A 22,004-nucleotide genomic window follows, 5' to 3' on the forward strand; every position below is an offset into this window, starting at 1 on the left:
ACGCGTGACGACGCGCCGCCGCCGGGCGGCAAAGGGAGGAGCCTCGGGCTCTGGCCGCCACACCATCCTCCGCTTCCAGCGGGCGGGTCACCGGGTCACGCCGGCGCCAGCACCGCTGCGATCAGGAGCAGGGCCGGGACGGCGAACATCGTCGTGAGGAGGACGGTGTCGCGGGCCACCGCGACGCCGCGGTCGTAGCGGGCGGCGAAGTTGAAGACGTTCTGGGCGGTGGGGAGGGCGGCGAGCGCGACCGCGGCGAACAGGGCGTGGCCGTCCAGGCCGAAGGCGCGCGCGAGGAGGAACGCGATCACGGGCATCACCGCTGTCTTCAGCACGACACCCGTGACGATCTCGGCGCGGCCGTGCCCGGCCTGGAGGGGACGCGAACCGTGGAGCGACATCCCGAACGCCATGAGCACGAGGGGGACGGCGGCGCCGCCGAGCAGCTCGAACGGCTGGAACACGGCCTCCGGGACGGGCAGTCCCGTCACGTCGACGAGGATGCCGAGCACGGACGCGATGATCATGGGGTTCCGCACCGGCTGGGTGAGGATCGAGCGCAGCGACACCGTGCCGCGACTCCCGATGTCCAGCACGGTCAGGGCGACCGGTGCGAACACGATCAGCTGCAGCAGGAGCACCGGCGCCACATAGGAGGCGCTTCCGAGCACGTAGACGGCGACCGGGAGGCCGATGTTGTTGGCGTTCACGTAGCCGGAGCCGAGGATGCCGATGGTCGTCTCGGGCACGGGCCGGCGGAAGAACAGCCGCGACAGCAGGAGGTACAGCCCTCCCGACAGGACGGCGGCGATCCCGCCGACGAGCAGCTGCGACGAGAACACGACCCGCAGATCCGCGTGCGCCAGGGTGACGAACAGGAGGGCCGGGTTCGTGACGAAGAACGCGATCCGGTTGAGCACGAAGCCGGCGGACGGCCCGCCGATCCCGGCACGCCCGGCGAGGTAACCGACGAGGATGACGAAGGCGATGATCCCGAACCCGGTCAGTACGCCGCCCACCCGGCCAGCCTAGCGACGAGCGGGAGGTGGGGCCCGGCGTCCGGCCAGCCTGCGACAGGTCACTCCTCCGGCTCGAACACCTCCTCGATCGAGCGGCCGAAGAGACGGGCGATGCGGAAGGCGAGAGGGAGGGACGGGTCGTAGCGGCCGGTCTCCAGGGCGTTCACCGTCTGCCGCGAGACCCCGAGCTGCTCGGCGAGAGCGCCCTGCGACCAGGAGCGCTCCTCGCGCAGCTCGCGGAGCGTGTTCTTCATCGTCGGGGCATCGCGATCGTGGCGGCGAGCCAGCCGAGCATGCCTCCGCTGTAGAGCCACCAGCCCAGGCCGGGGATGTCGAGGCCCGCGATGCCGAGGAAGCCCGCGACCACGGCCAGCAGCATCGCGACCACGAAGCCCACGCCGAGCGCCTTGAAGGTGCGGATCTGTTCGTACTCGTCCGATCGCACCACGTACCGGATGAGGAGGGCGGCCGCGGCGGCCACCGGCACGACCGGTGCGAGCGCCCACGCGAAGCGCCACGGGCTGGTGCCGTCCAGGTCGCCCCACACGATGGAGACGACGAGCACGACGCCGTACGCGACCATGGCGATCGTGAATGTGAGACCGAACCGCCGGTTGCGGGCTCGCTCGGAGGGCCCAGGGGTGGTGTCAAGTGTGCTTGTCATACGTCCAGGGTGCCGGGTGCTCGCTGAAAAGTCAAGCTTCCTTTACAGCGCGAAATGCGGAATGCTGGAGGGGTGCCCCAGTTGCTCCCGCTCCCCGCCCGCGATGCGTTCGTCGCGACGCATGTCGTGCGCGGCGACGGCGAACACGAGTCCGGGTGGGCATGGTTCCGAACCGGGGCGCCGCATGAGGAGCTCAACGGCGTGCTGCAGATACCTTCCGACCGGGTCGACGAGGCGCAGCGTGCGATAGGTGATATCCCCGCGCTCTGGCACTCCTGGCCAGGCGATCCCGTCTATGACATCGAGGCGGCGCTGGTGGAGCGGGGTTTCAGGTTCGTGGAGGAGGAGCCCCTCATGGCGATGCCGCTCTCGCACCCGGCGGAAGGGATGACTCCCATGGACTCCGCCACGGCCGAAGCGGCGCCGTACCGCATCCGAGAAGTCGACCACGCCGGTCCGGACGACCTCGCCGATTGGGTGCGCGTGTGGGTCGGCACCACCCTCCCGGACGAGACCGTGAACACGATCCGGGTCGGGCTTCTCCGCGCCGGCGATGCCGCCCGCTACCTGCTGGCCGAGGTCGACGGCATCCCCGTGGGGTGCGCCGCAGCGATCGCCGCCGGTGGCGCTGTATCCGTGGAGCATGTGGTCACGTCCGCCGACCATCGAGGACGCGGAATCGGCACGGCGCTGACCGCGGCGGCCACCGAGGCCGGGCGGCGACTCGGTGCGACAGTGGCCGTGCTCACCGCCTCCCCCGATGGCGTCGGGATCTACCGACGGCTGGGGTTCACCGAGCACGGACGGGTGCGGCGGTTCGCCGCGTGAGCGGAATGCGTCCCGTGCTGCTCCCGAGCCTCAGTCGCGCCGCATCGGTCCGCGCGCGACGCGGACGGCCACCGTGACCAGCAGCACGATCGCCGCGGCGGCGAAGGCCGTGACAGCGACCGGGGCCGAGAGCAGCTCCCCGGTGAGGCGGGAGACGCCGATCCAGCAGAGCCCCCAGGCCAGCGCCAGGGAGGGGGTGAGGCGGCCGCGGCTCCAGATCGCGAGCGACGAGCCGAGGACCGCGACGACGGCGAGCAGGGCCAGCGCCCAGGCGTGGGGGCTCCAGCCGAAGCCGTCGAAGCCGGCCGCGGTGAGCCATGCGGTGACGTTCGCGACCGTGGCGACCATCACCCAGCCGAGGTAGAGGCCCATCGTGCCGTCGAGGAGCACGGCGTCGGCGGTCGACTCCGACGGGTGCCGCCGCAGCAGCACGAACGCCGTCACGAGCACCGCCAGCAGCGCCACGATCACCGCGACGCTCAGGCCGAGCAGGCCAGCCTGCACCGAGAGGATCCAGGCGGCGTTGAGCAGCAGGGAGGCGAGGACCCACCAGCCCAGCACCCGTTGCCGCTCCCGCGCGGCCTGCGACGGCAACGCCTGCCAGATCGCGTACAGGGCGAGCCCCGCATAGACGACGGACCAGATCGCGAAGGCGGGACCCGCCGGCGCGACGAAGGTGGCGTCGGCCGAGAGCGCGCCTCCCGCCACCTTCTGGATGGGTGTGCCGACGACCGCGCCGGAGCCGACGAAGGCGCCGATGATCGCGACGACCGCGCCGATCAGGATGACGATCTGACGCACCCGGTCCACGGCCAGCGGTTGGGTCGCGCGTCGGGTCAGCGTGCTCATGCGCGCCACGGTAGACCGCAGCACCACCTCCCGGAAGGGACGGAGCGGCGGCCCCAGAACGCGACGGCCCGGAACGGCACGCCCACAGCACCCACCGACCTCACGCCCGCCGCGCCACCACCACCGTCGCCGCCAGCTCCTCCGACGACTCCACCACGGCCTCCATCCCCGCCGCCGAGAACAGCCCGGCCGACACCGGCGCCTGGCGCTCGCTCGCCTCGATCAGCAGCACGCCACCCGGGGCCAGCCACTGCACCGCCTCGGCGGCGATCCGGCGGTGCAGGTCGAGCCCGTCGGCGCCGCCGTCGAGGGCGATCCCGGGCTCGTGGAGGCGCGCCTCCACCGGCATGCGGACGATCTCGGCGGTGGGCACGTAGGGCGCGTTCACCGCGATCACGTCGATCCGGCCGCGGACGGAGGCGGGCAGCGGCGCGAAGAGATCGCCCACGAGGACGCGCTCGGGCGGGAGGTTGAGCCGGGCGCAGCGCACAGCCTCCTCATCGACGTCGGTCGCCCACACCTCCGCCGCCGGCACGCGCGACGCGACGACCGCTCCGATCGCACCGGCGCCGCAGCACAGATCGAGAGCGATCGTGGATCCGCGAGCAACGAGGGCCGCCTCCGCGAGCTCAGCCGCCCGCAACGCGAGGAACTCGGTGCGCCGCCGCGGCACGAAGACCCCCGGCAGCACGCGGACGCGGAGGCCGCCGAACTCCGCCCAGCCCAGCAGCGGTTCCAACGGCTCGCCGGCGACCCGGCGCGCGACCAGCGATTCGAGCACGCCCGCGTCGCCCGCGGCCGCCTCGCTGAGCAGCGACGCCTCCTCCTCCGCGAACACGCAGCCCGCTGCGCGTAGGCGCGCGACGAGAGAGGGTTCGGCCGGGATCACCCGGTCATGCTAGCGACCGCAGCGCGATGGCCACCTCGGGCCCCCAGCACGACCGCGTCAGTACGGCCGCTCCCCCAGCAGCCGCGCGAGGTGCGCGGCATTGTGCGCGACGCTCGCGTTCGTGCTGGCCACGGACTCCGGCGTCTCGTCGAGGTCCTTGTAGTCGACCGAGCCCATCGCCTCGCCGTTCCAGTAGGTGGCGCCCTGCGACGGGATGCTGAAGCCGACGTCGTTCAGCGCCTGGAACAGGTCGGCGATGATCTTGTGGGCGCCGTCCTCGTTGCCGACGACGCCCGCGATCGCGACCTTGCCCTCGACGAGCGGGCGGCCGTTGTCGTCCGTCTCCGACAGCTCGGCGTCGAGGCGCTCCAGCGCGCGCTGCGCGATGGACGACATATGGCCCATCCACGTCGGGGTCACGATGATCAGGATGTCGGAGGCCAGCACCTGCTCGCGGATGCGCGGCCACTCGTCGCCGTCTCCCTCGTCCACCTCCACGCCGGGCTTGATGTCGAAGTCGGCCAGCCGCACGGCGGTGCCGGTCACGTCGTGGGTGGCGAGCTCGTCGAGGAGCTGCTTGGCGAGCAGCTGACTGCTGGACTCCGCGGGCGACGCCTTGAGCGTGCACACGAGGGCGAGGGCGGTCAGAGGTCGGGCGGCATCCGTCATGCCCGCGAGTGAACGCGCCCCTTCCGCCGGAATCAACCCCTTCCGCCGGGCCTTGACCTCTCGGGAGGCCGCACGTACGAATGGGTGCCATGAAGCGCATCCACTATGCGAGCGGATCGCTGCTGACGGGGGACGCCATCGCCGAAGCGCTGGTCGCCTACGCGGCGGCCCTCGCCATCAACAACGCCGCAGCCGAAGTGCATGCCCCCGCCGTGATGGAGAACGGCCAGCAGGGCGAGGTCCTCATGCTGCTCGGGCCCGCGAGCCAGATCCTCGTCGACGACGGCGAGGGCGACGATCTCGTCGACACGGAGTTCGTCGCCGACATCGAGCAGAAGACGCAGGAGCTGGGGCCGCGCAAGGCGACCTTCGTCGAGTCAGGGACGGAGGACGCCGAGGGCATCGACCTCGACTTCCTATGACGTTCTCCGTGAGGCCGGTGTCGGCCGCTCCGCGCTGCGCACGGCTCAGCGCGGGCGCCCTCGGACTGGTGCATTCCCGATCCCCGCGTACTATCGCAGCAGACATCGATGATCGGGAGAGGGGCGCATGCAGGTGTTCCACGTCTACATCGACGACCTGAGGTTCACCTTCGTCGACCGGGCTCCGGTCGAAGAGCTGAAGAGCCGTGTGGTGCAGGCGAGCCGGAACAACGGCGATTTCGTCGCGGTCACGCAGTCGAGCCGGCCGCCGAGCGAGATCTTCGTCACGGCGCAGACCCGCGTGCGCATCGAGACCGCGACCATCCCTCGCGAGCCTGTCGGCCACAACGGAGAGTCGGAGGAGGACGACGACGCCTTCTGGTTCGACTTCGACTCGCTGGCCTGAGCGCGCGAGGCGCTGACCGACCCGCCGCCTCGCTGTTCGCTTCCTCCATCACTCCCGCCGTCATCTGACGTCAAGCGGTTCCCTCGCACGCGCCCAGGGAGGATGCTCGTCGCATGTCGACGATCCCCGCGAGCGCATCGCTCTGGCTCGAGACCGCGCCCGCCCTCCCCACCGACCGCTTCGAGTGGGACGGCGAGTACGACACGGTCGTCGTCGGCGCGGGGCTGACCGGCCTCGCCACCGCCGTCATGCTGGCCCGCGCCGGCATGCGGGTGACCGTGCTGGAGGCGCGGACGGTCGGTGCCGTCACGACCGGCAACACGACCGGCAAGGTGAGCCTGCTGCAGGGCACGACGCTCTCCGGCATCCGCAAGCACACCTCCGACCGCAACCTGTGCGCCTACGTCGACGGCAACATCGCCGGACGCGGCTGGCTGCTCGACTTCCTCGACGAGCAGGGGGTGCCGTACGAGCTGCGCGACGCGGTGACCTACGCGACCACCCTCGACGGCCTCGACAAGCTCGACGCCGAGCTGGCGGCGCTGCGGGCCGCGGGACTCGACGCGGCCACCGAGGAGCGCAGCTGCGAGCTGCCGTTCGCGGTGGAGGGCGCACTCACCCTGCGCGACCAGGCCCAGGTGCACCCGCTCGAGGTTCTGGCCGCCCTCGCGACGGAGCTGCGGAGGCTCGGCGGGCGCATCGTCGAGGGCGAACGGGTGACCGCGGTGTCGGCCGGCGACCCCGTGACCATCACCAGCACGTCCGGTCGCACGCGCGCCAAGCAGCTCATCCTCGCGACCGGCACGCCCATCCTCGACCGTGGCCTCTACTTCGCGAAGGTCGAGCCGCTGCGCTCCTACGTGGCGGCCTTCCGGGTGCCGGGCGGCATCCCGCGGTCCATGTACCTATCGGCCGACTCGCCGACGCGCTCGCTGCGGTCGGTGCCGGTCGACGACGGCGAGCTGCTGCTGGTCGGCGGCAACGGGCATCCGGGAGGCCGTGGCGGCGTGACCTCCGACCGCGTCGCCGATCTGACCTCGTGGACCGCCCAGCACTTCCCGGGGGCGGAGAGGATGCACTGGTGGTCGGCCCAGGACTACCGCTCGGCCAACCGGGTCCCGTTCGTCGGCTGGCTGCCGCGCGGCAGGGGCCGCGTGTACCTGGCGACGGGCTACGCGAAGTGGGGGCTGACGAACGCCGTCGCCGCCGCGCTCAGCCTGACAGCCGACCTGACCGGAGAGACGCTGGAGTGGGCGCGCACCCTCCATCACCGCGTCACCCGCCCCGCCGACCTCGCTGCGGGCGCCAAGATGAACGCCGCCGTCGGCGCGGCGGCGGTGACCGAGTGGACGAACGCGGAGACCGGTCCCGATCTCGCCGGCGCCGAACCGCCCGCCGAGGGGGAGGGCGTGGTCGGCCGCCACGGACGGGCGCCGACGGCCGTCTCCACCGTCGGCGGCGTCACGTGCGCGGTGAGCGCGGTGTGCACCCACCTGGGCGGAGTCGTGCGGTGGAACGACGCCGAGCGCTCGTGGGACTGCCCGCTGCACGGCTCGCGGTTCGCGCCCGACGGGACGGTGCTGGAAGGACCGGCGACGCAGCCGCTGGCGGCCGTCGTCGGCGAGTCGGTGGGCGCCGATCATGAGAACAACCGTGATTTCACCTCGGGCGAGGCTTCTTCACAGGCCTAGTACAGAATCTGATATGGCAGTAATCTGGCGTGCATGAGCACTCCTGACGAGAACACGCCGCAGCAGCCCGCCGCGGGCAACACTCCCGGCTCCGTGCCGCCGGTGCCCCCGGCCGCGCCGGTCCCGCCGGCAGAGCCCGCCCCGTCCGCCGCGTCCTACAACCCGCCGCCCGCGCCTCCCGCGCCCGGCGCCTACCCCGCCTCCTCGGCCACCGGCGCGCCGGTCGCCGCCCCGACCGCGCCGCCGACCCCGGTCAACGTCGCGTTCTGGCTGTTCATCGCCTCGGCGCTCCTCAGCGTCATCGGCGGGATCATCACGCTCGCGACCATCGGCGGCACCCGCGACTCGCTGCTCCAGAGCCTGCAGACGCAGGGCTCCGTCGACGCCTCGCAGGCGCAGCAGGTCGTCGACGCCGCCATCGGCCTCGGCATCACCTGGGCGATCGTGACCCTGATCTTCTGGGCCGTCGTCTTCGTGGTGTTCGCGTTCTTCATGCGCCGCGGCGCCAACTGGGCCCGCATCGTCCTCACGGTGCTCACCGCCCTGTCGCTGCTGAACATCATCGCCGGCTTCGGCCTGGGCGCCCTGCAGGTCGTGGCCTCCATCGTCGCCGTCGTGCTGATGTGGCTGCGCCCCTCCACCGAGTACTTCAACGCGGTGAAGGCGTCGAAGGCGCCGCGCGCGTAACACCCGCTCGCACACGAAGGGCCGCGGCACTGCGCCGCGGCCCTTCGTCGTGTCCGGGGTTCGACGTGCGCCGAGGGCGGCGTACCGTGCGTCATGTCGATGGAAGGAGACGACATGCCCGGACGACAGCCCCAGCTGAAGGACCGAGAACTGTACGAGAAGCTCCGCGACGAGGGCGACTCGAAGGAGAAGGCGGCCCGCATCTCCAATGCCGCCGCCGCCCGCGGCCGGAAGTCGGTCGGCACGAAGGGCGGCAAGGCCGGCTCGTACGACGACATGACGGTGCCCGAGCTGAAGAAGCGCGCCAAGGAGCTGGGCCTCAGCGGCTACTCCAAGAAGAACAAGGGCGAGCTGGTCAAGGAGCTGCGCGACCACTGAGTACACTCCCCCGCATGGACCTGCGCACGGTGGCCGACGAGCTGTACGCGGTCGCGCCGGGGGACTTCGTGGCGGAACGGGCCGCGGCGGCGAAGGAGGCCGACCGCGCGCTCGCGAAGCAGATCAAGGCGCTGCGCAAGCCATCGGCGGCCGCCGCCGCGATCAACGCGCTCGTGCGCGAGCGCGGCGAGGTCATCCAGGACGTGCTCGACGTCGGCGACCGGATGCGGGAGGCGTTCGCCGACCGCGACCGCGAGGCCATCCGCGAGCTGACGCAGCAGCGGCAGCGGGTCCTCCAGCGCGCGATCACGGGGCTCGACGTCAGCGCGAGCGTGCAGCGGGAGGTGGAGGAGACCCTCCAGGCCGCCGTCATCGACCCCGCGGCCGCGGCGGCGGTGCGCAGCGGTCTGCTCGTCCGGGCGCTCGAGTCGACCGGGGTCGACCAGGTCGACATCGAGGACGCGGTCGCGGTGCCGATCGAGGTGGAGGCGGCGGAGGAGGAGGCCGGCGACGAGCCGGAGGCGCCGAGTGAGAAGGGAGCGTCGTCGCGGACCCGGAAGGCCAGCACGGCGGCCGTGCCGAAGCGTGCGTCGAAGGCGACCTCGGCGCCCAAGGCCGAGCGCGAGCCGGAACCCGAGCCGGAACCTGAGCCCGAGCCCGAACCCGACTCCCGGGAGTCCGCGAGCGAGCGCCGGGAGCGACAGCGCCGCCTCCGCGCCGCAGAGAAGGCCGTCGAGCGCGCCCGCGAGGATGCCGAAGAGCTTGACGACGAGCTGGACGAGGAGGTCGACCGCCGCACCGACCTGGAGGCCGAGCGCGACTCCCTGGAGCGGCGCCTCCAGCGCGTCGCCGACGAGCTCGCCGACAGCAAGGCGGCCGAGCGCGACCTCCGCAAAAGGGTGGCCGCGGCGCAGAGCGCGCTCCGCGACGCCGAGCGCACCCTCCGCACCCTCCAGGACGAGGACTGACAAACCGTCGAGTACGCGGATTCTCCGCGTACTCGGCGGTTGGCTAGCCGACCCAGGTCGAGAGGAGGGCATCCCAGTCCGACTGGAAGCGCGCCAGGCCGAAGCGCTCCAGCGCCCACTCGCGCGCCATCTCGCCCGAGCTGCGGCCGCGCTCCGGGTCATCGATGAAGGCGCGCACGGCCGCGTGCAGCTCGCGCACGTCCGTCGAGATCGCGCCGACGCCGGGGACGACGGCGCGACGCGCGTCCGTCGTGTCGAGCGCGACCACGGGCATCCCCGCTGTCATCGCCTCGATCAGCGACAGCCCCAGCGACGTCCATCGGTTGGGGTGGATGTACACGCTGCGCCTGCCCAGCTCGGCGAAGAGCTGCGGAGCGGGGAGGTCGCCGGCGGCCGTCACCCGGTCGGGCCCGAGGCCGAGGGCCTGGGCGAGACCGTCGACCTGCATCCCGAAGACGTCGACCGGCGCGATGGCCGCGAAGCCGCCCAGCAGGTCGCTGCCGGTGACCCGCCAGCGCCGCACCGGCTCGTTGATCACGGCCGCCGACCGCGCCAGCTCGCCGGTGTAGAAGCTTCCGTAGTCCACGACGCCGTGCTCGATCACGACCGTGCGCGTCGAACCGGTGTCCCAGAACAGCGCGTTGAAGTGCGTCACGTGCGCGATGATCAGGTCGTCGCGGTCGGCGAGTGGATGCCGGGAGGTCGGCACATCATCCCGCGGAGTGTTGTGCTCCACGAAGATCACCGGCACATCGACACCGGGGCGCTTACCGGTGCGCTCCTCCAACCAGTCCAGCTCCTCCAGCCGCTGCACCACCGCGACGTCGAAGTCGGTCCCGGCGAGCTGGTCCTCCGGCACGTCCTGCGCGCGCGGCCAGTCGCGCGCTCCGACCGCGCCGTCCCCCTGGCTGTTCACCGGCAGGAGGTAGGTGTGGCGGCCGCGCACGAACGCGTCCATCCACCCGCCGTGCACCTGCCAGACGAGGATCCGCAGCGCCCGGCTCACAGGCGCGACCCCGTTCCAGGGTGTCCGCCGAGTTCGATCGGCCCGGTCAGCGGCGCCGGCTCGCGCACATCGCCCTCCTCGTGGCCCGCCGACACGCCGGCGTGGAGGTGCCCCGCGACCCCGTGCTGCGCGGTATGCGGCTCCTTCTTCTCGGTCAGCCGGCCGCAGTACGGGCACAGGTAGCCGTCACCGTTGCGCGCCTCCCCGTCGAGCTCGTAGAGCAGCGCGTCGTCGGAGCCGCGGCCGGCGAAGGCGAACTCGAGGTACGCAGGCCGCTCCAGCGACGGGATGGGCACCCGCATCCGCTCGAAGGGCCTCCCGTCATCGTCCAGCGGGATCCACAGCTTGAGGTCCGGGCTGGTCCCGAAGATCGTGCCGTGCTTGTCGACCCGGCCGAGCCGGTGGTCGTCGCGCACGTGCAGCACGTGGCCATGGCGGATCATGTCGCGCGGGAGGGCCTGGTACGTCTCCGGCATCCCGTAAGCGATCGCGCCGCGGCGCAGGCGGGCGAAGCCCTCCTCGGTGTCGTCGCCCATCACCACGAACGCGGGCGCCTCCGGGCGGCGCAGGACGATGGCGGTGCCCCCGGACGGGCCGTCGGAGATCAGGATCAGGACGGCCGTGGCCTCCATCACCCCGGGTGGGGCCTCACGCATGCGCCACCGACACCAGTTCGGCCTCGCTCGCGCCGACCGCCGCGTCGAAACGCTCGCGCCAGACGCGCGCGGCCTGATCGAGCAGGCCGTCCGCGAGCCGGCCGACGACCTCCACGTCGCCGATCAGCGGCTCGCCGTCGGCGGTGCGGGCGACGACCGTGCCGCGCAGCAGCCAGGCGAAGTGCGCCTCGTCGCGGTGGAACCGGGCGAGCTGCCGCGCGATCCACTCGGCGGCGGGGAGGCTCCACCACTCCTCCGGGTCGAGCGGACGGGCGGCGAGCCCCGGCAAGCTCAGCCCGGTCTCCGGGTCGGCGCTGCCCCCGACGATGTCGGCCGCGTAGCCCTGCGAGAACCGCACGAACAGCGGGCGATCGGCGTCGAACATGCGCTCGATCTCAGACAGCTGATAGAGCATCCACTCCTCCTCCCACGAACGCGGGCGTCGTCGCCACGCGGTAGCGGCACTCCGTGCGCGACTGCGTCGCCAGCTCGTACTCGTGCCACGACGCCCGGTCGAGCGACGGGATGGGGACGCGCACGCGATCGTACGCCTCCCCGCTCTCGGTCCACGGCACGAAGGCGACCGCGTCGACCGCGCCGAACAGCGAGGCGGAGTTCGCGAACCGCGCCTGCGCGAAGGTCTCGGGAGACACGGCGATCACCGCCGCCGACTCGGCCGGGAACTCGTCCCACGACACCTGCCGGTAGGGCTCGGGGAGGCCGTGGCCGCCCGGGCCCTTGCGCAGCCGGACGAACGTGTCCTTGGCGTCGAAGATGTCGAGCCGCAGCGACGACGGCACCTCGCCGCCGACCAGCACCGCGACGGGGGTGCGCGCGTGCCGGGGCAGCATCAGCAGGACCGCTGTCGCGGTCAGAGTACTCATGGAAGCAACGGTAAAGAGGTGGACGTTGCTCCCCCAGGGATTGACGAGGCGTTCGAACCGTGCGTTCGAGCAGCCACTCAGTTCGGGAGGTGCAGGTCGACCTGATCCTCGGACATCACGACCATGCCGCCGGTGCGCTGCGAGGTGTGCATGAGCGCCTCCAGCCACTGCGGGTTGATCGCGGGCGGCCGGCTGCCGCTGAACTGGAACGCGAGGGGCACCTCGCGGCTGATCCAGAGCGAGACGCGGCCGGAGCCCTGCTCGACGGGCACATCCCAGTTGAGGAGGAAGCTCTCGTGGCGGCGCAGCTTGGCGACGATGGCGAGCTTGACGTGGCTCAGCACGCGGTCGTCGAGGTCATACTCCTGACCAGCGCCGTAGACGAGTTTTCCCATGGAACACATAGTGCCCTAAGGAGCTGGGCCGCCGCTGCGCCGTTCCAGGGGATTGACACGGGGGTGTTTGCTCAGTACGCCCTCGGCGGCCTGGACGCCAGGCGTTGACAAGGCGGGAGGCGTGGCACTGCCCGGCGCGCGTGGCGGCGCAGCGGCGGCGCGGCTAAGCGCGCTTTCGATGTGGGAACGTTGCCACCTCCAACTACCCATCGATATGGCCCGACATGCCGCCATCGGACGTCGGCCCACGGCGTGTTGTGCCACATCGTTGAGCCCGCTTCGCGCTCCAACGGCCCAGGTTGCTGACCCGCCCGACGGACATGCCACGCCCGCGGCGCCGCCGTCGACGCTCGCCGGACCACCGCGCCGCCGCTATGCTGCGTCACCTCCCACGCCCGACCACCCGCGCCGCCGCTACGTCGGCACCTCGGTCGACCTTCGCCCGACCACCCGCGCCGTCACTGCGCTCGTGGCGCCTCCGTCGACCCCAGCGAGGGCAGCCGCGCCACTACGCCCCGGCGCCGCCATCGACCCCAGCGGGACCACCCGCGCCCCCACTACGCCCGCGGCGCCGCCGTCGACCCCCGAGGGAGCACCTGCGCCTCCAGCACGATCCGCTGGGGGTCGGCGGAGGGATTCGCGATGCGGACCAGCAGGCGGTCGAGGGCGGTCTCGCCGAGGGCGACCGCGTCCTGCGCGACCGCGGTGATGCCGGGGTTCACCATGCTCATCCACTCGGAGTCGTCGAAGGAGACCACGCTGACGTCGTCGGGGATGCGCAGGCCGAGATCGTTGGTGGCGCGCCAGACGCCCTCCGCGAGGAGGTTGTTGGCGGCGAAGATGGCCGTCGGGTGGTCGCGGCGGGCCAGGATGTCGATGGCCGAGCGGCGGGCGCCGTCGGCGTCCCACCCGGCGGCGATGACGAGGGCGGGGTCGGCTTCGATGCCCGACTCCTCGAGGGAGCGGCGGTAGCCGGCGGCGCGCTCGCCACCGGTGGTCCACGTGGTCTCGTCGATGAACAGGGCGATGCGGCGGTGCCCGAGGTCGATGAGGTGGTCGGTCATCCTGCGGGCGACGCCCGCGTTGTCGATGATGACGGCGTCCGCGTGGCCCTCGGAGAACTGCCGGTCGGCCTCGATGACGGGGATGTGCTGCCGCATCAGGTACGCGGAGACGTCGCCGGAGAGCGGTGTCACGATCACGCCCGCCACGCGGGTGGCGACGAAGGCCCGGGCGGCGTCCATCTCGGCCTCGGTGGAGCCCTGGTCGTCGACCAGCATCATCGTGTAACCCTCGCGGCGCGCGCGGGCGGCGATGCCGGCGGCGAGGTCGGCGTAGAAGGCGTTGCGGAGGTCGGAGACGAGCACGCCGATGGTGCGGCTGTCCTGCTTGCGGAGGCTGCGCGCCATGGCATGCGGCACATACCCCAGCGCCTCCGCGGCGTCGAGCACGCGCTGCCGGACGCCTGCGGCCACGTACCCCTCGCCGCTCAGCGCGCGCGAGGTCGTGGACTGCGACACGCCGGCCTCCCGCGCGACGTCCTTCAACGTCGCACGGCGGGGCACGCCCGCCTGCTCCAGCTCGCTCATCGACACCCTTCCTCTCGCGCCCCCATCCCCGGACGCTCAGCGCGAATCCACACTAATGGGCGGCGGGCCGCGGGGATGGCGGGTGAAGGAATATGTGGATGGAGACGCCTGAGACCATGGACTGCGGACGGAGACGCCGCGGCCCGTGGACTGTGGATGGGCGGCCAGAGCCGAGGGCTTGGATTGACGCGCCGGAGGCCATCCACTGTGCACGGGGCGACCAAAGCCGGAGCGGTGGTCGGGCAGAGCACCGGCGTCCATCGGCTGTGGACGAGGTCGCAGAGCCGGGGCCTGTGGACAGAGACGCGGGAGCCGATCGGCTGTAGACGCGGACGCCAAGCCGCGGGGGTGGATCACCAGAAACTGCGCGGCCGAACTGCGGACGCGCGCTTGCAAGTCTGCGGCCCCGGGCCGCCCTCCCCCGGGGCAGACACGCCTCCCCCCGCGGTGTACCGTCCGTGCCGGAAGCAAAGGGTGCCCTGTGCCCCGTCAGGCCCGGAGCGGGCACGGCCGGGGCGGGCGGTCCGGTTGCGTCTCGGCAGTCGAGGCCTTATGCTCGCCGTGATGTGGTAACGATGCCACATCCTGCTGGCGCAGGGCCGCGGGGGCGTGAGCCGACCGGGCGCCGCGCAGGCGGAAGGATCGAAAGGGCGGCGATGAGGATCACCGAGCTCGACGATGCTGCAGGCGAGGGAGGCCGCTGATGGCCGTCCTGACCGAAACGTCCCGCAAGGCGCGCACGGACGCGCGCAAGCCCGGGAAGAAGCGCGTCACCAAGTACAACAAGCGCGAGGCGATCGCGGGCTACCTGTTCATCAGCCCCTGGATCGTCGGCTTCCTGGTGTTCACGCTCGGCGCGATGCTGTACAGCCTCTACATCTCGTTCAGCAACTACAACCTGGCGACCAACAGCGCCACTCCGGCCGGCGTCGACAACTACGCCGAGCTGTTCAATGACCCGAAGGTCGGGCTCTCGCTCGGCAACACCCTCTTCTACGCGGTGATGGCGGTTCCGCTGGAGATCATCTTCGCGCTCGTCCTCGCACTGCTGCTCAACTGGGTCGGCCGCGGGGCGGGCGTCTTCCGCACCCTCTACTACCTGCCGAAGATGACGCCGGCGGTGGCGACGGCCTCCATCTTCCTGCTGCTGCTCAACGGCAACACGGGCGCGATCAACCGGTTCCTCGCGATCTTCGGCATCGACGGCCCGCAGTGGCTCATCGACCCGAACTGGGTGAAGCCGTCGATCGTCCTCATGACGCTGTGGGGCGTCAGCGGCACGATGGTGATCTTCCTCGCCGCGCTCAAGAACGTGCCGCGCGACCTCTACGAGGTGGCGTCGCTCGACGGAGCAGGGCCCATCCGGCAGTTCTTCACCATCACCATCCCGATGATCTCGCCGGCGATCTTCTTCAACGTCGTCGTCCTGACCATCGCGGCGCTGCAGGTGTTCGACCAGGCGTACCTGCTGTTCTGGCGCGACCAGACGAACGCGTCTCCCGAGTCGTCCCTGTTCTACGGGGTCTACCTGTTCCAGCAGGCGTTCCGGCAGTTCAACTTCGGCTTCGCCGCCGCGATGGCCTGGCTGCTGTTCGTGATCATCCTCCTGATCACGCTCGTGCAGGTGAAGGTCAGCAACCGCCTCGTCTACTACGAAGGAGACAAGTGATGTCGTCGGCAACACAGTCCGCCCCCGCCGCGGCACCGCTCGCCTCCGAGGCGCAGGTCGCGACCGGCGCGCCCCGCCCCTCCGGACGTAAGAAGGAGGACCGCTGGTACAAGCCGAAGACGGTGATCGGCAAGACGATCCTCTGGATCGTGCTGATCGCGTTCGGCCTGCTGTTCCTCTACCCGTTCGCCTGGCTGCTCGCGTCGAGCCTCAAGCCGCGGCAGGAGGTGTTCGACAACTCCCTGTGGCCCAAGACGTTCACGCCGCAGAACTACGTGGAGGTGTGGAACCAGCTCCCGCTGCTGTCGTGGATCGGCAACAGCATCATCATCGCGGTGCTCGCCGCCGGCCTGGTCGCGATCTCGAGCTCGATCGTCGCGTTCGGGTTCGCGTACTTCAAGTTCCCGGGCCGCACCCTCCTCTTCGGCCTCGTGCTCGCCACGATGATGCTGCCCGGTGCCGTCACGATGGTGCCGCAGTACCTCATCTGGAAGAACCTGGGACTGATCGGCACGTGGATACCGCTGTTCGGCATGAACCTGTTCGGCTCGGCCTTCTACATCTTCCTGCAGCGCCAGTTCTTCCTCGGGCTGCCGCGTGAACTGTTCGAGGCCGCCCGCCTCGACGGCGCGAGCTACTGGAAGCTGTTCACGAAGATCGCGCTGCCGCTCAGCATCCCGTCGTTCATCATCATCTTCCTGTTCGAGTTCCAGGCCAGCTGGAACAACCTCCAGGCGGCGCTGATCTACCTGAACGCGGGAGGGGTCGAGGGCTTCACGGTCCCGCTCGGCATCTCGTACGCGATGACGACCTTCAGCCCGACCAATGGAGGCCACGGCGACTACCAGTACGTGATGGTCGCGAGCCTCATCGTGACGCTGCCGATGCTCCTGCTGTTCGCCTTCGGGCAGCGGTACTTCATCGAGGGAGTCGCGACGCAGGGCCGCAAAGGCTGAGCGCTTCTCGCTCGCCTTGTGCCGGGCGCGACGGTTGGACATCAGCCGTCGCGCCCGGTAACGTTTAACCCCCCTAGCGACGATTCTCGGATCCAGCCGGCGGGTGGGAGGACCACCTGTACCGGGCCCGGAGCCCGAAATCGAAAGGATCGTCGTGAGGTCTCCCTCCACTTCTTCTTCATCGTCGTCTTCGTCGTCGCTTTTCGGGCAGCGCGACTTCCGGCTGCTGCTGGCCGGGCAGACGACCAGTCAGCTCGGCGCGCAGGTCAGCGGCGTCGCCATCCCGCTGCTCGCGGTCGCGACCCTCCACGCGTCGGCGTTCGAGGTGGGGCTGCTCGGCGCCGCCTCCACGATCGCGTTCGCCGTGCTCGGGCTGCCCGCCGGCGCGTGGATCGACCGCGTGCGGCGCCGGCCGGTGCTCGTCGCGAGCGATCTGGTGCGCGCGGTGCTGCTCGCGACCATCCCGCTCGCGTGGATGCTCGGGGTGCTGAGCGTGTGGCAGCTACTGGTCGTCTCCCTCCTGGTCGGCGTCGCGCGCGTGTTCTTCGACGTCGGCTACCGCTCATACCTGCCGGCGGTGATCGGCCGCGACCGCGTGCTCGCCGGCAACTCGTCGCTGGAATTCGTGCGCGCCTCCGGGCAGGTGGCAGGGCCGGCGCTGGGCGGGGTGCTGGTGGCGGCGCTCGGGGCCGCGCTGGTGGTGCTGGTGCAGGCGGTGACGTTCGCGGTGTCGGCGGCGTGCCTGCTGGGGATCCGGGCGCGGGAGGGGCGGGCGGGGGCCGCGGGGGCCTACGTGCTGCCTGCGCAGGCGGAAACGGAGGAGCGCGCCGCCTCCGTTTCCGACACCGATGGGCTTGTGCCGGAAACGGAGGAGATACGGCGGCCCGAGACGCGCGAGTCCTCCCTTCCCCGCGGACACGCCGAACCGGCGGAGGGCGCCGCCTCCGTTTCCGGCACGGCAGGAGGCGGTCGGCGGTCGCGCATGGGCGCCGACATCGCCGAGGGGCTTCGGGTCGTCTTCCACACTCGGGTGCTGCGGGCGACGGCGGTCGCCAGTGCGGTGAGCAACTTCGCGTTCGCGGTGGCGTCGGCGGTGAACATCGTGTTCCTGTCGCGGACGCTCGGGCTGCCTCCCGCGGTCATCGGCGTCGTCATCGCGGTCGGGTCGGTGACGGTCATGATCGGCGCGGCCTTCACCACGCGGCTCGCCGGCGCGGTGGGGTCCGCGCGGATCATCTGGCTGTCGCTGGCGGTCACGACTCCGCTGTCGCTGGCGACTGCGTTCGCGCAGCCGGGATGGTGGACGCTGCTGGTGGTCGTCGGGATCGCCGCCGGGGAACTCGGGCAGATCGTGTACGCGATCACGAACGTCAGCCTCCGCCAGCAGATCGTCCCCGACCGCCTGCTCGGACGCGTGAATGCCACCATGCAGGTCGTCGTGATGGGCTTGTTCCCGCTCGGCGCGATCATCGGCGGGGTGCTGGGCGAGGTCATCGGGGCGCGCTGGACCGTGCTGGCGGCGGGGGTGCTGCTGCTGTGCTGCCCGATCCTCCTGGGGAAGGCGCTGCGCGGCGCGCGGGATGTGGAGGATGTGGTGGAGGTCGCGGCGGGCTGAGGGGCGCCACTGAGCACCCTCCACCCATCCATTTGGCGAGACTCGCCGCGCGCGGGCGGACGCAGACGGCGTGTCGTGACAAGTCGGTGGGCGGACTGTGGGCGGGCGGCGGCCGCCCCTGCCCGCACACGCCGAAGGGTCGGCCTCCCCACGGAGACCGCCCCTTCGTCGGAGTGGGCGACTACTTCTTGCTCTTGGCCGCCTGGTCGTACGCCTTCTGGGCGGCGGTCTGCGCGTCCTGGAGGGCCTTGCTCGCCGACTTGTTGCCGAGGAGGTACGACTGGATCGCGTTCTGCAGCTCCGTCTGGATCTGCTGGCCGGCCGGCGAGGCGCCGAACGACTTGCCGCTGCCGACGACGTCGTAGTAGGTCGAGATCGCCTTGTCGAAGCCCGCGTTGCCGGACGGCTTCACGTACTGGTCGCGGATGGCCTTGTCGGCCTCCGGCGAGCCCGTGAACAGCCCGGTGTTGATGGCGCCCGGGGTGCTGGAGATCGTCTTCGCACGAGCGGCGCCGGCGGCCATCCACGCGTCCTTGCTGGTCAGGTCGAGGGCCCAGGCGCAGGCGGCGTCCTTGTTCTTGGCGCCGGTCGGGATCACGAACGAGGTGCCGGAGGCGACGGTGAACGGCTGGCCGCTGCTGTCCTTGAACGGGACGGCGCCGATGTCCACCTTGTCGACGAACGGGGTCAGCACGTTCACGTACCACTGGGCGTTGACCTCGGCGCCGACCTGGTCCTTCACGTACTGGTTGTTCTCGCCGAAGAAGTCGAAGGAGTCGGTGAAGCTCTTCATCTTCGCGTAGCCGCCCTGGGCGTCGGCGATCTGCTTCAGGACCTCCAGGCCCTTCTCGTTCTTCGAGTCGTCCAGGGTCGGCTTGCCGTCCTTGTCGATGATCTGGCCGCCGTAGGCGAGCAGCCACAGCCCCGCCTGGCCGCTGGCCTGCGGGTCGAAGCCGAGGGTGCTCGGGTTGTCGCCGGAGGCCTTGTACATCTTCTTGATGGCGGCGATGAGCGTCTCGGGCTTCGAGGTGTCGATGTCGGCGTCGGTGACACCGGCGGCCTTCATGACGCGCTCGTTGGTGATGATCGCCGGCGGCTGGTAGAACTGCGGCACAGCGTAGATCTTGCCGCCGAGCGTGATGTCGTCGACGACCGACTGGTAGTAGGCGGACTTCGGGTCGACATCGTGGACCGAGTAGCACTGGTCGAGCGGCATGATCAGGCCCTGGGCCGCGTAGGTCGCGACGAACTGGCGGTCCATCTGGACGACGTCCGGCACGTTGCCGCCCGCGACGCGGGTGGTGAACTTCTGAGCGTCGAACGGGGTCTGGTCGATCTTGATCTGGACGTCGCTGAGCTGCTTCTTCGCATAGTCGAGACGCGACGTGCCGACCTCGTCGGCGTTGTCGAAGCCCCACGCGTTGAGCTGGCCCTTGGCGTCTTTGGAGAAGTCAGCGTTGGACGAGCCGCCGCCGCTGGAGCTGCAGCCGGCGAGGAGCGCCACCGACGCTGTGATCGCCAGCGTGGCGAGGGCGGTGTGCCTCTTGTTCATTCGATTTCCCTTCGATGGAGTCGCCACGGGCGTCGTCGCCCGCGCGAAGAGGTCTGTGTCCCGGCGCCGTGGTGCGAAGCGGCAAACCTGGAAACCTTCCCACATCGCAAAGTAACGCAGTATCCGGGCTATTGACAAGAGTTTTGAGCAGCAAGCGCGCGCATTCGTTATCTAACCGTTTTGTACGCTTGAAGCCGTCGAGGGTCAAGGCCCGGGGTGGGTATGGCAACGATGCCACATTCCCTCGCGGGGTCGCTGACTCCGGGCCCGGCGGGTCTCGAGCCGCCGAGTACGCGGAGAATGCTGCCGCGTACGGCGTGTCGGGTGCATATTTCGCGTACTCGCCGGCTGTGGGGGTGGAGGTGTGTCCAGGGTGGGCGCGGGGGCGGGTGCGGAGACGCGTAAGACCCCGTCGGCCGTGAAGGGGATCACGGCCGGCGGGGTCTCGGCTCGAGCGGAGGGCGACCGGGCGGGCGGGGCCGGCGGGGCCGGCGGGGCCTCGGCGGGGGCTGCGCGCGGGGCGGGCGGGACCGGCTGAGCCTCGGCGAGGGCTGCGCGCGGGGCGGGCGGCTCGGTGGACGCGGGACCGCGGAGCCGCGGGGCCGCGGGACCGCGGAGCCACGGGGCCGCGGGGCCGCGACGCCGCGACCCCGCGGGACCGCGCCGCGGCCTACTTCGCCAGGAAGGCGAGCAGGGCTTCGGTGACCTCGGACGCGTGCGTCCAGAGGAGGCCGTGCGGCGCGCCCTCCACCTCGACGTACGTGGCCTGCGGCAGCGCCTTGGCGAAGAGGCGGCCGGTGGCGTCGATCGGGAGGATGCGGTCGGCGGTGCCGTGCAGGATCAGGGTCGGCACGTCGATCCTCTGGATGTCGGCGCGGAAGTCGGTGAACCAGGTCAGCGGCGCTGCGGCCGAGGCGTAGGCGCCGGAGCTCGCGGCGACGTTCCACGAGTTGCGCACGGCCTCCTCGCTGATGCGGCTGCCGAGGTTCTCGTCGAGGTTGTAGAAGTCGTTGTAGAACTGCGTGAAGTACGCGTAGCGGTCGGCCTTCACCGCCTCCACGATGCCCTGGAAGAACTCGATCGGCGCGGCGCCCTCGGGGTTGTCGTCGGTCTTGAGGAGGTACGGCTCGAGGGAGGCGAGGAACGCCGCCTTCGCCACACGCTCGGACCCGTGGCGGGCCAGGTAGCGGCCGACCTCGCCGGTGCCCATCGAGAAGCCGACCAGGACCGCGTCGCGCACATCGAGGGTGTCGAGCACCACCTTCAGGTCGTCGGCGAAGGTGTCGTAGTCGTAGCCGGTGGTGACCTGGCTGGAGCGGCCGAAGCCGCGGCGGTCGTAGGTGATGACGCGGTAGCCGGCGTCGAGCAGGGCTGCGGTCTGCTTCTCCCACGAGTGGCCGTCGAGCGGGAAGCCGTGGATGAGCACGACCGGCTGCCCCGAGCCGTGGTCCTCGTAGAAGAGCTCGATCGGGGTGGAGTTCTCGGTGCCGACGGTGATGTAGCCCATGACGTTTCCTCTCGTCCTCGTTATGCGAGAACGCTCGTTCTCGCCGCTGTCGACGACTATATGAGAACCAGCGTTCTCCGTCAAGTACAATCGGTGCATGGCAGACGAAGAGGTGCGCCGGCGCATCGTCGACGCGGCGGACGGGCTCTACTACGCGAAGGGCTTCCACGCGGTCGGGATGGACGAGATCCGCGACAGCGCGGGTGTCTCGCTGCGCAAGCTGTACGGCGAGTTCCCGTCGAAGGACGAGCTCATCCTCGCCGTGCTCGACAAGCGGCACCGGATGTGGACCGACGGCGTCGCGGCGCGCGTCGCCACGACCGAAGGGGCGGAGGCGCGGCTCCTCGCGATCTACGACTACCTGGCGGACTGGTTCGTGGACGATGCCTTCCGCGGCTGCGGCTTCATCAACGCGTTCGGCGAGTTGGGTGCGGCCGACCCGCAGGTGGCAGAGGCGGCGCGGACGCACAAGGAGTCGTTCCAGAGGTACGTGGCCGACCTGGCTCGGGAGGCGGGGGCGGGGCCGGCGCTGGCGCCGCAGCTCGCGATCCTGGCGGAGGGCGCGCAGACGACGGCGGCGATCGCCGGGACACCGGACGCGGCGGCCGACGCGCGCGCGGCGGCCGAGGTGCTGATCCGGGCGGCGCTGGCGGGGTCGGGGGCGCGCTCCTGAGCCCGCGTGCGCCGCTGACGCCCGGCGGCGGC

General features: G+C 71.1%; 25 protein-coding genes. 11 read left to right on the top strand and 14 right to left on the bottom strand.

The genetic code is table 11. The features are described 5' to 3' along the window. Positions 1-95: 95 nt before the first annotated feature. The 3 genes from P5G50_RS02455 to P5G50_RS02465 are packed head-to-tail and all read right to left on the bottom strand — an operon-like array spanning position 96 to position 1,683. Positions 96-1,019 carry an AEC family transporter gene (locus P5G50_RS02455; protein WP_301212792.1) on the bottom strand — a complete coding sequence of 308 codons (924 nt, stop codon included), beginning with the start codon at positions 1,017-1,019 and terminating at the stop codon, positions 96-98. 59 nt (positions 1,020-1,078) lie between these two features. Next, the gene (locus tag P5G50_RS02460) at positions 1,079-1,273 is read right to left on the bottom strand and encodes a helix-turn-helix transcriptional regulator (RefSeq protein WP_301212791.1); all 195 of its coding nucleotides are present in this window, start codon (positions 1,271-1,273) and stop codon (positions 1,079-1,081) included. Next, entirely contained in the window at positions 1,270-1,683 is a 414-nt protein-coding gene (locus P5G50_RS02465) for a hypothetical protein (RefSeq protein ID WP_301212790.1), read from the bottom strand. The genes P5G50_RS02460 and P5G50_RS02465 overlap by 4 nt, the downstream gene beginning before the upstream one ends. 126 nt (positions 1,684-1,809) lie before the next feature. Between P5G50_RS02465 and P5G50_RS02470 the strand changes: the two genes are divergently transcribed. Further along, a complete protein-coding gene (locus P5G50_RS02470) occupies positions 1,810-2,511 on the top strand; it encodes a GNAT family N-acetyltransferase (RefSeq protein WP_301212789.1) in 702 nt (233 codons plus the stop codon). Between the two features lie 30 nt (positions 2,512-2,541). Here the strand turns inward: P5G50_RS02470 and P5G50_RS02475 are convergent, their stop codons facing one another. The 3 genes from P5G50_RS02475 to P5G50_RS02485 all read right to left on the bottom strand — a co-directional run bounded on the left by P5G50_RS02475 (position 2,542) and on the right by P5G50_RS02485 (position 4,918). Then, complete coding sequence (locus P5G50_RS02475; RefSeq protein WP_301212788.1) at positions 2,542-3,360, bottom strand: TspO/MBR family protein; 819 nt, start codon at positions 3,358-3,360, stop codon at positions 2,542-2,544. A gap of 100 nt (positions 3,361-3,460) precedes the next feature. Continuing rightward, positions 3,461-4,249 (bottom strand): putative protein N(5)-glutamine methyltransferase, encoded by a 789-nt coding sequence (locus P5G50_RS02480; protein ID WP_301212787.1) that lies wholly within the window; start codon positions 4,247-4,249, stop codon positions 3,461-3,463. Between the two features lie 57 nt (positions 4,250-4,306). Further along, the gene (locus P5G50_RS02485; RefSeq protein WP_301212786.1) at positions 4,307-4,918 is read right to left on the bottom strand and encodes a flavodoxin family protein; all 612 of its coding nucleotides are present in this window, start codon (positions 4,916-4,918) and stop codon (positions 4,307-4,309) included. Between the two features lie 89 nt (positions 4,919-5,007). On the opposite strand from P5G50_RS02485, the gene P5G50_RS02490 reads away from it, so the two are divergent. The 6 genes from P5G50_RS02490 to P5G50_RS02515 all read left to right on the top strand — a co-directional run bounded on the left by P5G50_RS02490 (position 5,008) and on the right by P5G50_RS02515 (position 9,470). After that, on the top strand, positions 5,008-5,340 hold the full coding sequence (locus P5G50_RS02490; protein ID WP_301212785.1) for a hypothetical protein: 333 nt from the start codon (positions 5,008-5,010) through the stop codon (positions 5,338-5,340). Between the two features lie 127 nt (positions 5,341-5,467). After that, positions 5,468-5,746 (top strand): hypothetical protein, encoded by a 279-nt coding sequence (locus P5G50_RS02495; RefSeq protein ID WP_301212784.1) that lies wholly within the window; start codon positions 5,468-5,470, stop codon positions 5,744-5,746. A 113-nt stretch (positions 5,747-5,859) separates the two neighbouring features. Continuing rightward, positions 5,860-7,437, top strand: coding sequence for an FAD-dependent oxidoreductase (locus tag P5G50_RS02500; RefSeq protein WP_301212781.1), 1,578 nt, complete (start codon positions 5,860-5,862; stop codon positions 7,435-7,437). A gap of 33 nt (positions 7,438-7,470) precedes the next feature. Beyond that, the gene (locus P5G50_RS02505; RefSeq protein ID WP_301212779.1) at positions 7,471-8,124 is read left to right on the top strand and encodes a hypothetical protein; all 654 of its coding nucleotides are present in this window, start codon (positions 7,471-7,473) and stop codon (positions 8,122-8,124) included. Positions 8,125-8,238: 114 nt separating this feature from the next. Continuing rightward, complete coding sequence (locus tag P5G50_RS02510) at positions 8,239-8,502, top strand: DUF7218 family protein (protein ID WP_301212778.1); 264 nt, start codon at positions 8,239-8,241, stop codon at positions 8,500-8,502. A gap of 14 nt (positions 8,503-8,516) precedes the next feature. Further along, complete coding sequence (locus tag P5G50_RS02515; RefSeq protein WP_301212777.1) at positions 8,517-9,470, top strand: hypothetical protein; 954 nt, start codon at positions 8,517-8,519, stop codon at positions 9,468-9,470. Between the two features lie 43 nt (positions 9,471-9,513). Here the strand turns inward: P5G50_RS02515 and P5G50_RS02520 are convergent, their stop codons facing one another. The 6 genes from P5G50_RS02520 to P5G50_RS02545 all read right to left on the bottom strand — a co-directional run bounded on the left by P5G50_RS02520 (position 9,514) and on the right by P5G50_RS02545 (position 14,000). Further along, on the bottom strand, positions 9,514-10,476 hold the full coding sequence (locus P5G50_RS02520) for a glycosyltransferase (RefSeq protein ID WP_301212776.1): 963 nt from the start codon (positions 10,474-10,476) through the stop codon (positions 9,514-9,516). Continuing rightward, positions 10,473-11,132 carry a hypothetical protein gene (locus P5G50_RS02525; RefSeq protein ID WP_301212775.1) on the bottom strand — a complete coding sequence of 220 codons (660 nt, stop codon included), beginning with the start codon at positions 11,130-11,132 and terminating at the stop codon, positions 10,473-10,475. Before P5G50_RS02525 ends, P5G50_RS02520 begins: the two co-directional genes overlap by 4 nt. Continuing rightward, positions 11,125-11,547, bottom strand: coding sequence for a DUF6098 family protein (locus P5G50_RS02530; protein WP_301212774.1), 423 nt, complete (start codon positions 11,545-11,547; stop codon positions 11,125-11,127). The genes P5G50_RS02525 and P5G50_RS02530 overlap by 8 nt, the downstream gene beginning before the upstream one ends. Continuing rightward, positions 11,528-12,016, bottom strand: coding sequence for a hypothetical protein (locus P5G50_RS02535; RefSeq protein WP_301212773.1), 489 nt, complete (start codon positions 12,014-12,016; stop codon positions 11,528-11,530). The genes P5G50_RS02530 and P5G50_RS02535 overlap by 20 nt, the downstream gene beginning before the upstream one ends. A gap of 77 nt (positions 12,017-12,093) precedes the next feature. Next, positions 12,094-12,411 carry a DUF7882 family protein gene (locus P5G50_RS02540; protein WP_301212772.1) on the bottom strand — a complete coding sequence of 106 codons (318 nt, stop codon included), beginning with the start codon at positions 12,409-12,411 and terminating at the stop codon, positions 12,094-12,096. A gap of 557 nt (positions 12,412-12,968) precedes the next feature. Further along, complete coding sequence (locus P5G50_RS02545; protein WP_301212771.1) at positions 12,969-14,000, bottom strand: LacI family DNA-binding transcriptional regulator; 1,032 nt, start codon at positions 13,998-14,000, stop codon at positions 12,969-12,971. 703 nt (positions 14,001-14,703) lie between these two features. On the opposite strand from P5G50_RS02545, the gene P5G50_RS02550 reads away from it, so the two are divergent. From P5G50_RS02550 to P5G50_RS02560, 3 genes are all read left to right on the top strand, one after another. Further along, on the top strand, positions 14,704-15,669 hold the full coding sequence (locus P5G50_RS02550) for a carbohydrate ABC transporter permease (protein WP_301212770.1): 966 nt from the start codon (positions 14,704-14,706) through the stop codon (positions 15,667-15,669). Then, on the top strand, positions 15,669-16,625 hold the full coding sequence (locus P5G50_RS02555; RefSeq protein ID WP_301212768.1) for a carbohydrate ABC transporter permease: 957 nt from the start codon (positions 15,669-15,671) through the stop codon (positions 16,623-16,625). Before P5G50_RS02550 ends, P5G50_RS02555 begins: the two co-directional genes overlap by 1 nt. A 154-nt stretch (positions 16,626-16,779) precedes the next feature. Then, positions 16,780-18,240, top strand: a complete 1,461-nt coding sequence (locus P5G50_RS02560; protein WP_301212767.1) for an MFS transporter — start codon at positions 16,780-16,782, stop codon at positions 18,238-18,240. A 181-nt stretch (positions 18,241-18,421) separates the two neighbouring features. On the opposite strand, the gene P5G50_RS02565 is transcribed toward P5G50_RS02560, so the two are convergent. Next, positions 18,422-19,792, bottom strand: a complete 1,371-nt coding sequence (locus P5G50_RS02565; RefSeq protein WP_301212766.1) for an ABC transporter substrate-binding protein — start codon at positions 19,790-19,792, stop codon at positions 18,422-18,424. Positions 19,793-20,462: 670 nt separating this feature from the next. Continuing rightward, the gene (locus P5G50_RS02570) at positions 20,463-21,299 is read right to left on the bottom strand and encodes an alpha/beta fold hydrolase (protein WP_301211420.1); all 837 of its coding nucleotides are present in this window, start codon (positions 21,297-21,299) and stop codon (positions 20,463-20,465) included. Positions 21,300-21,396: 97 nt separating this feature from the next. Between P5G50_RS02570 and P5G50_RS02575 the strand changes: the two genes are divergently transcribed. Further along, positions 21,397-21,972: a TetR/AcrR family transcriptional regulator gene (locus P5G50_RS02575; RefSeq protein ID WP_301211422.1), complete on the top strand. Its 576-nt coding sequence runs from the start codon at positions 21,397-21,399 to the stop codon at positions 21,970-21,972. The last annotated feature ends 32 nt before the right edge of the window (positions 21,973-22,004 follow it).

The organism is Leifsonia williamsii, from assembly GCF_030433685.1.
Lineage (GTDB): Bacteria > Actinomycetota > Actinomycetes > Actinomycetales > Microbacteriaceae > Leifsonia > Leifsonia williamsii.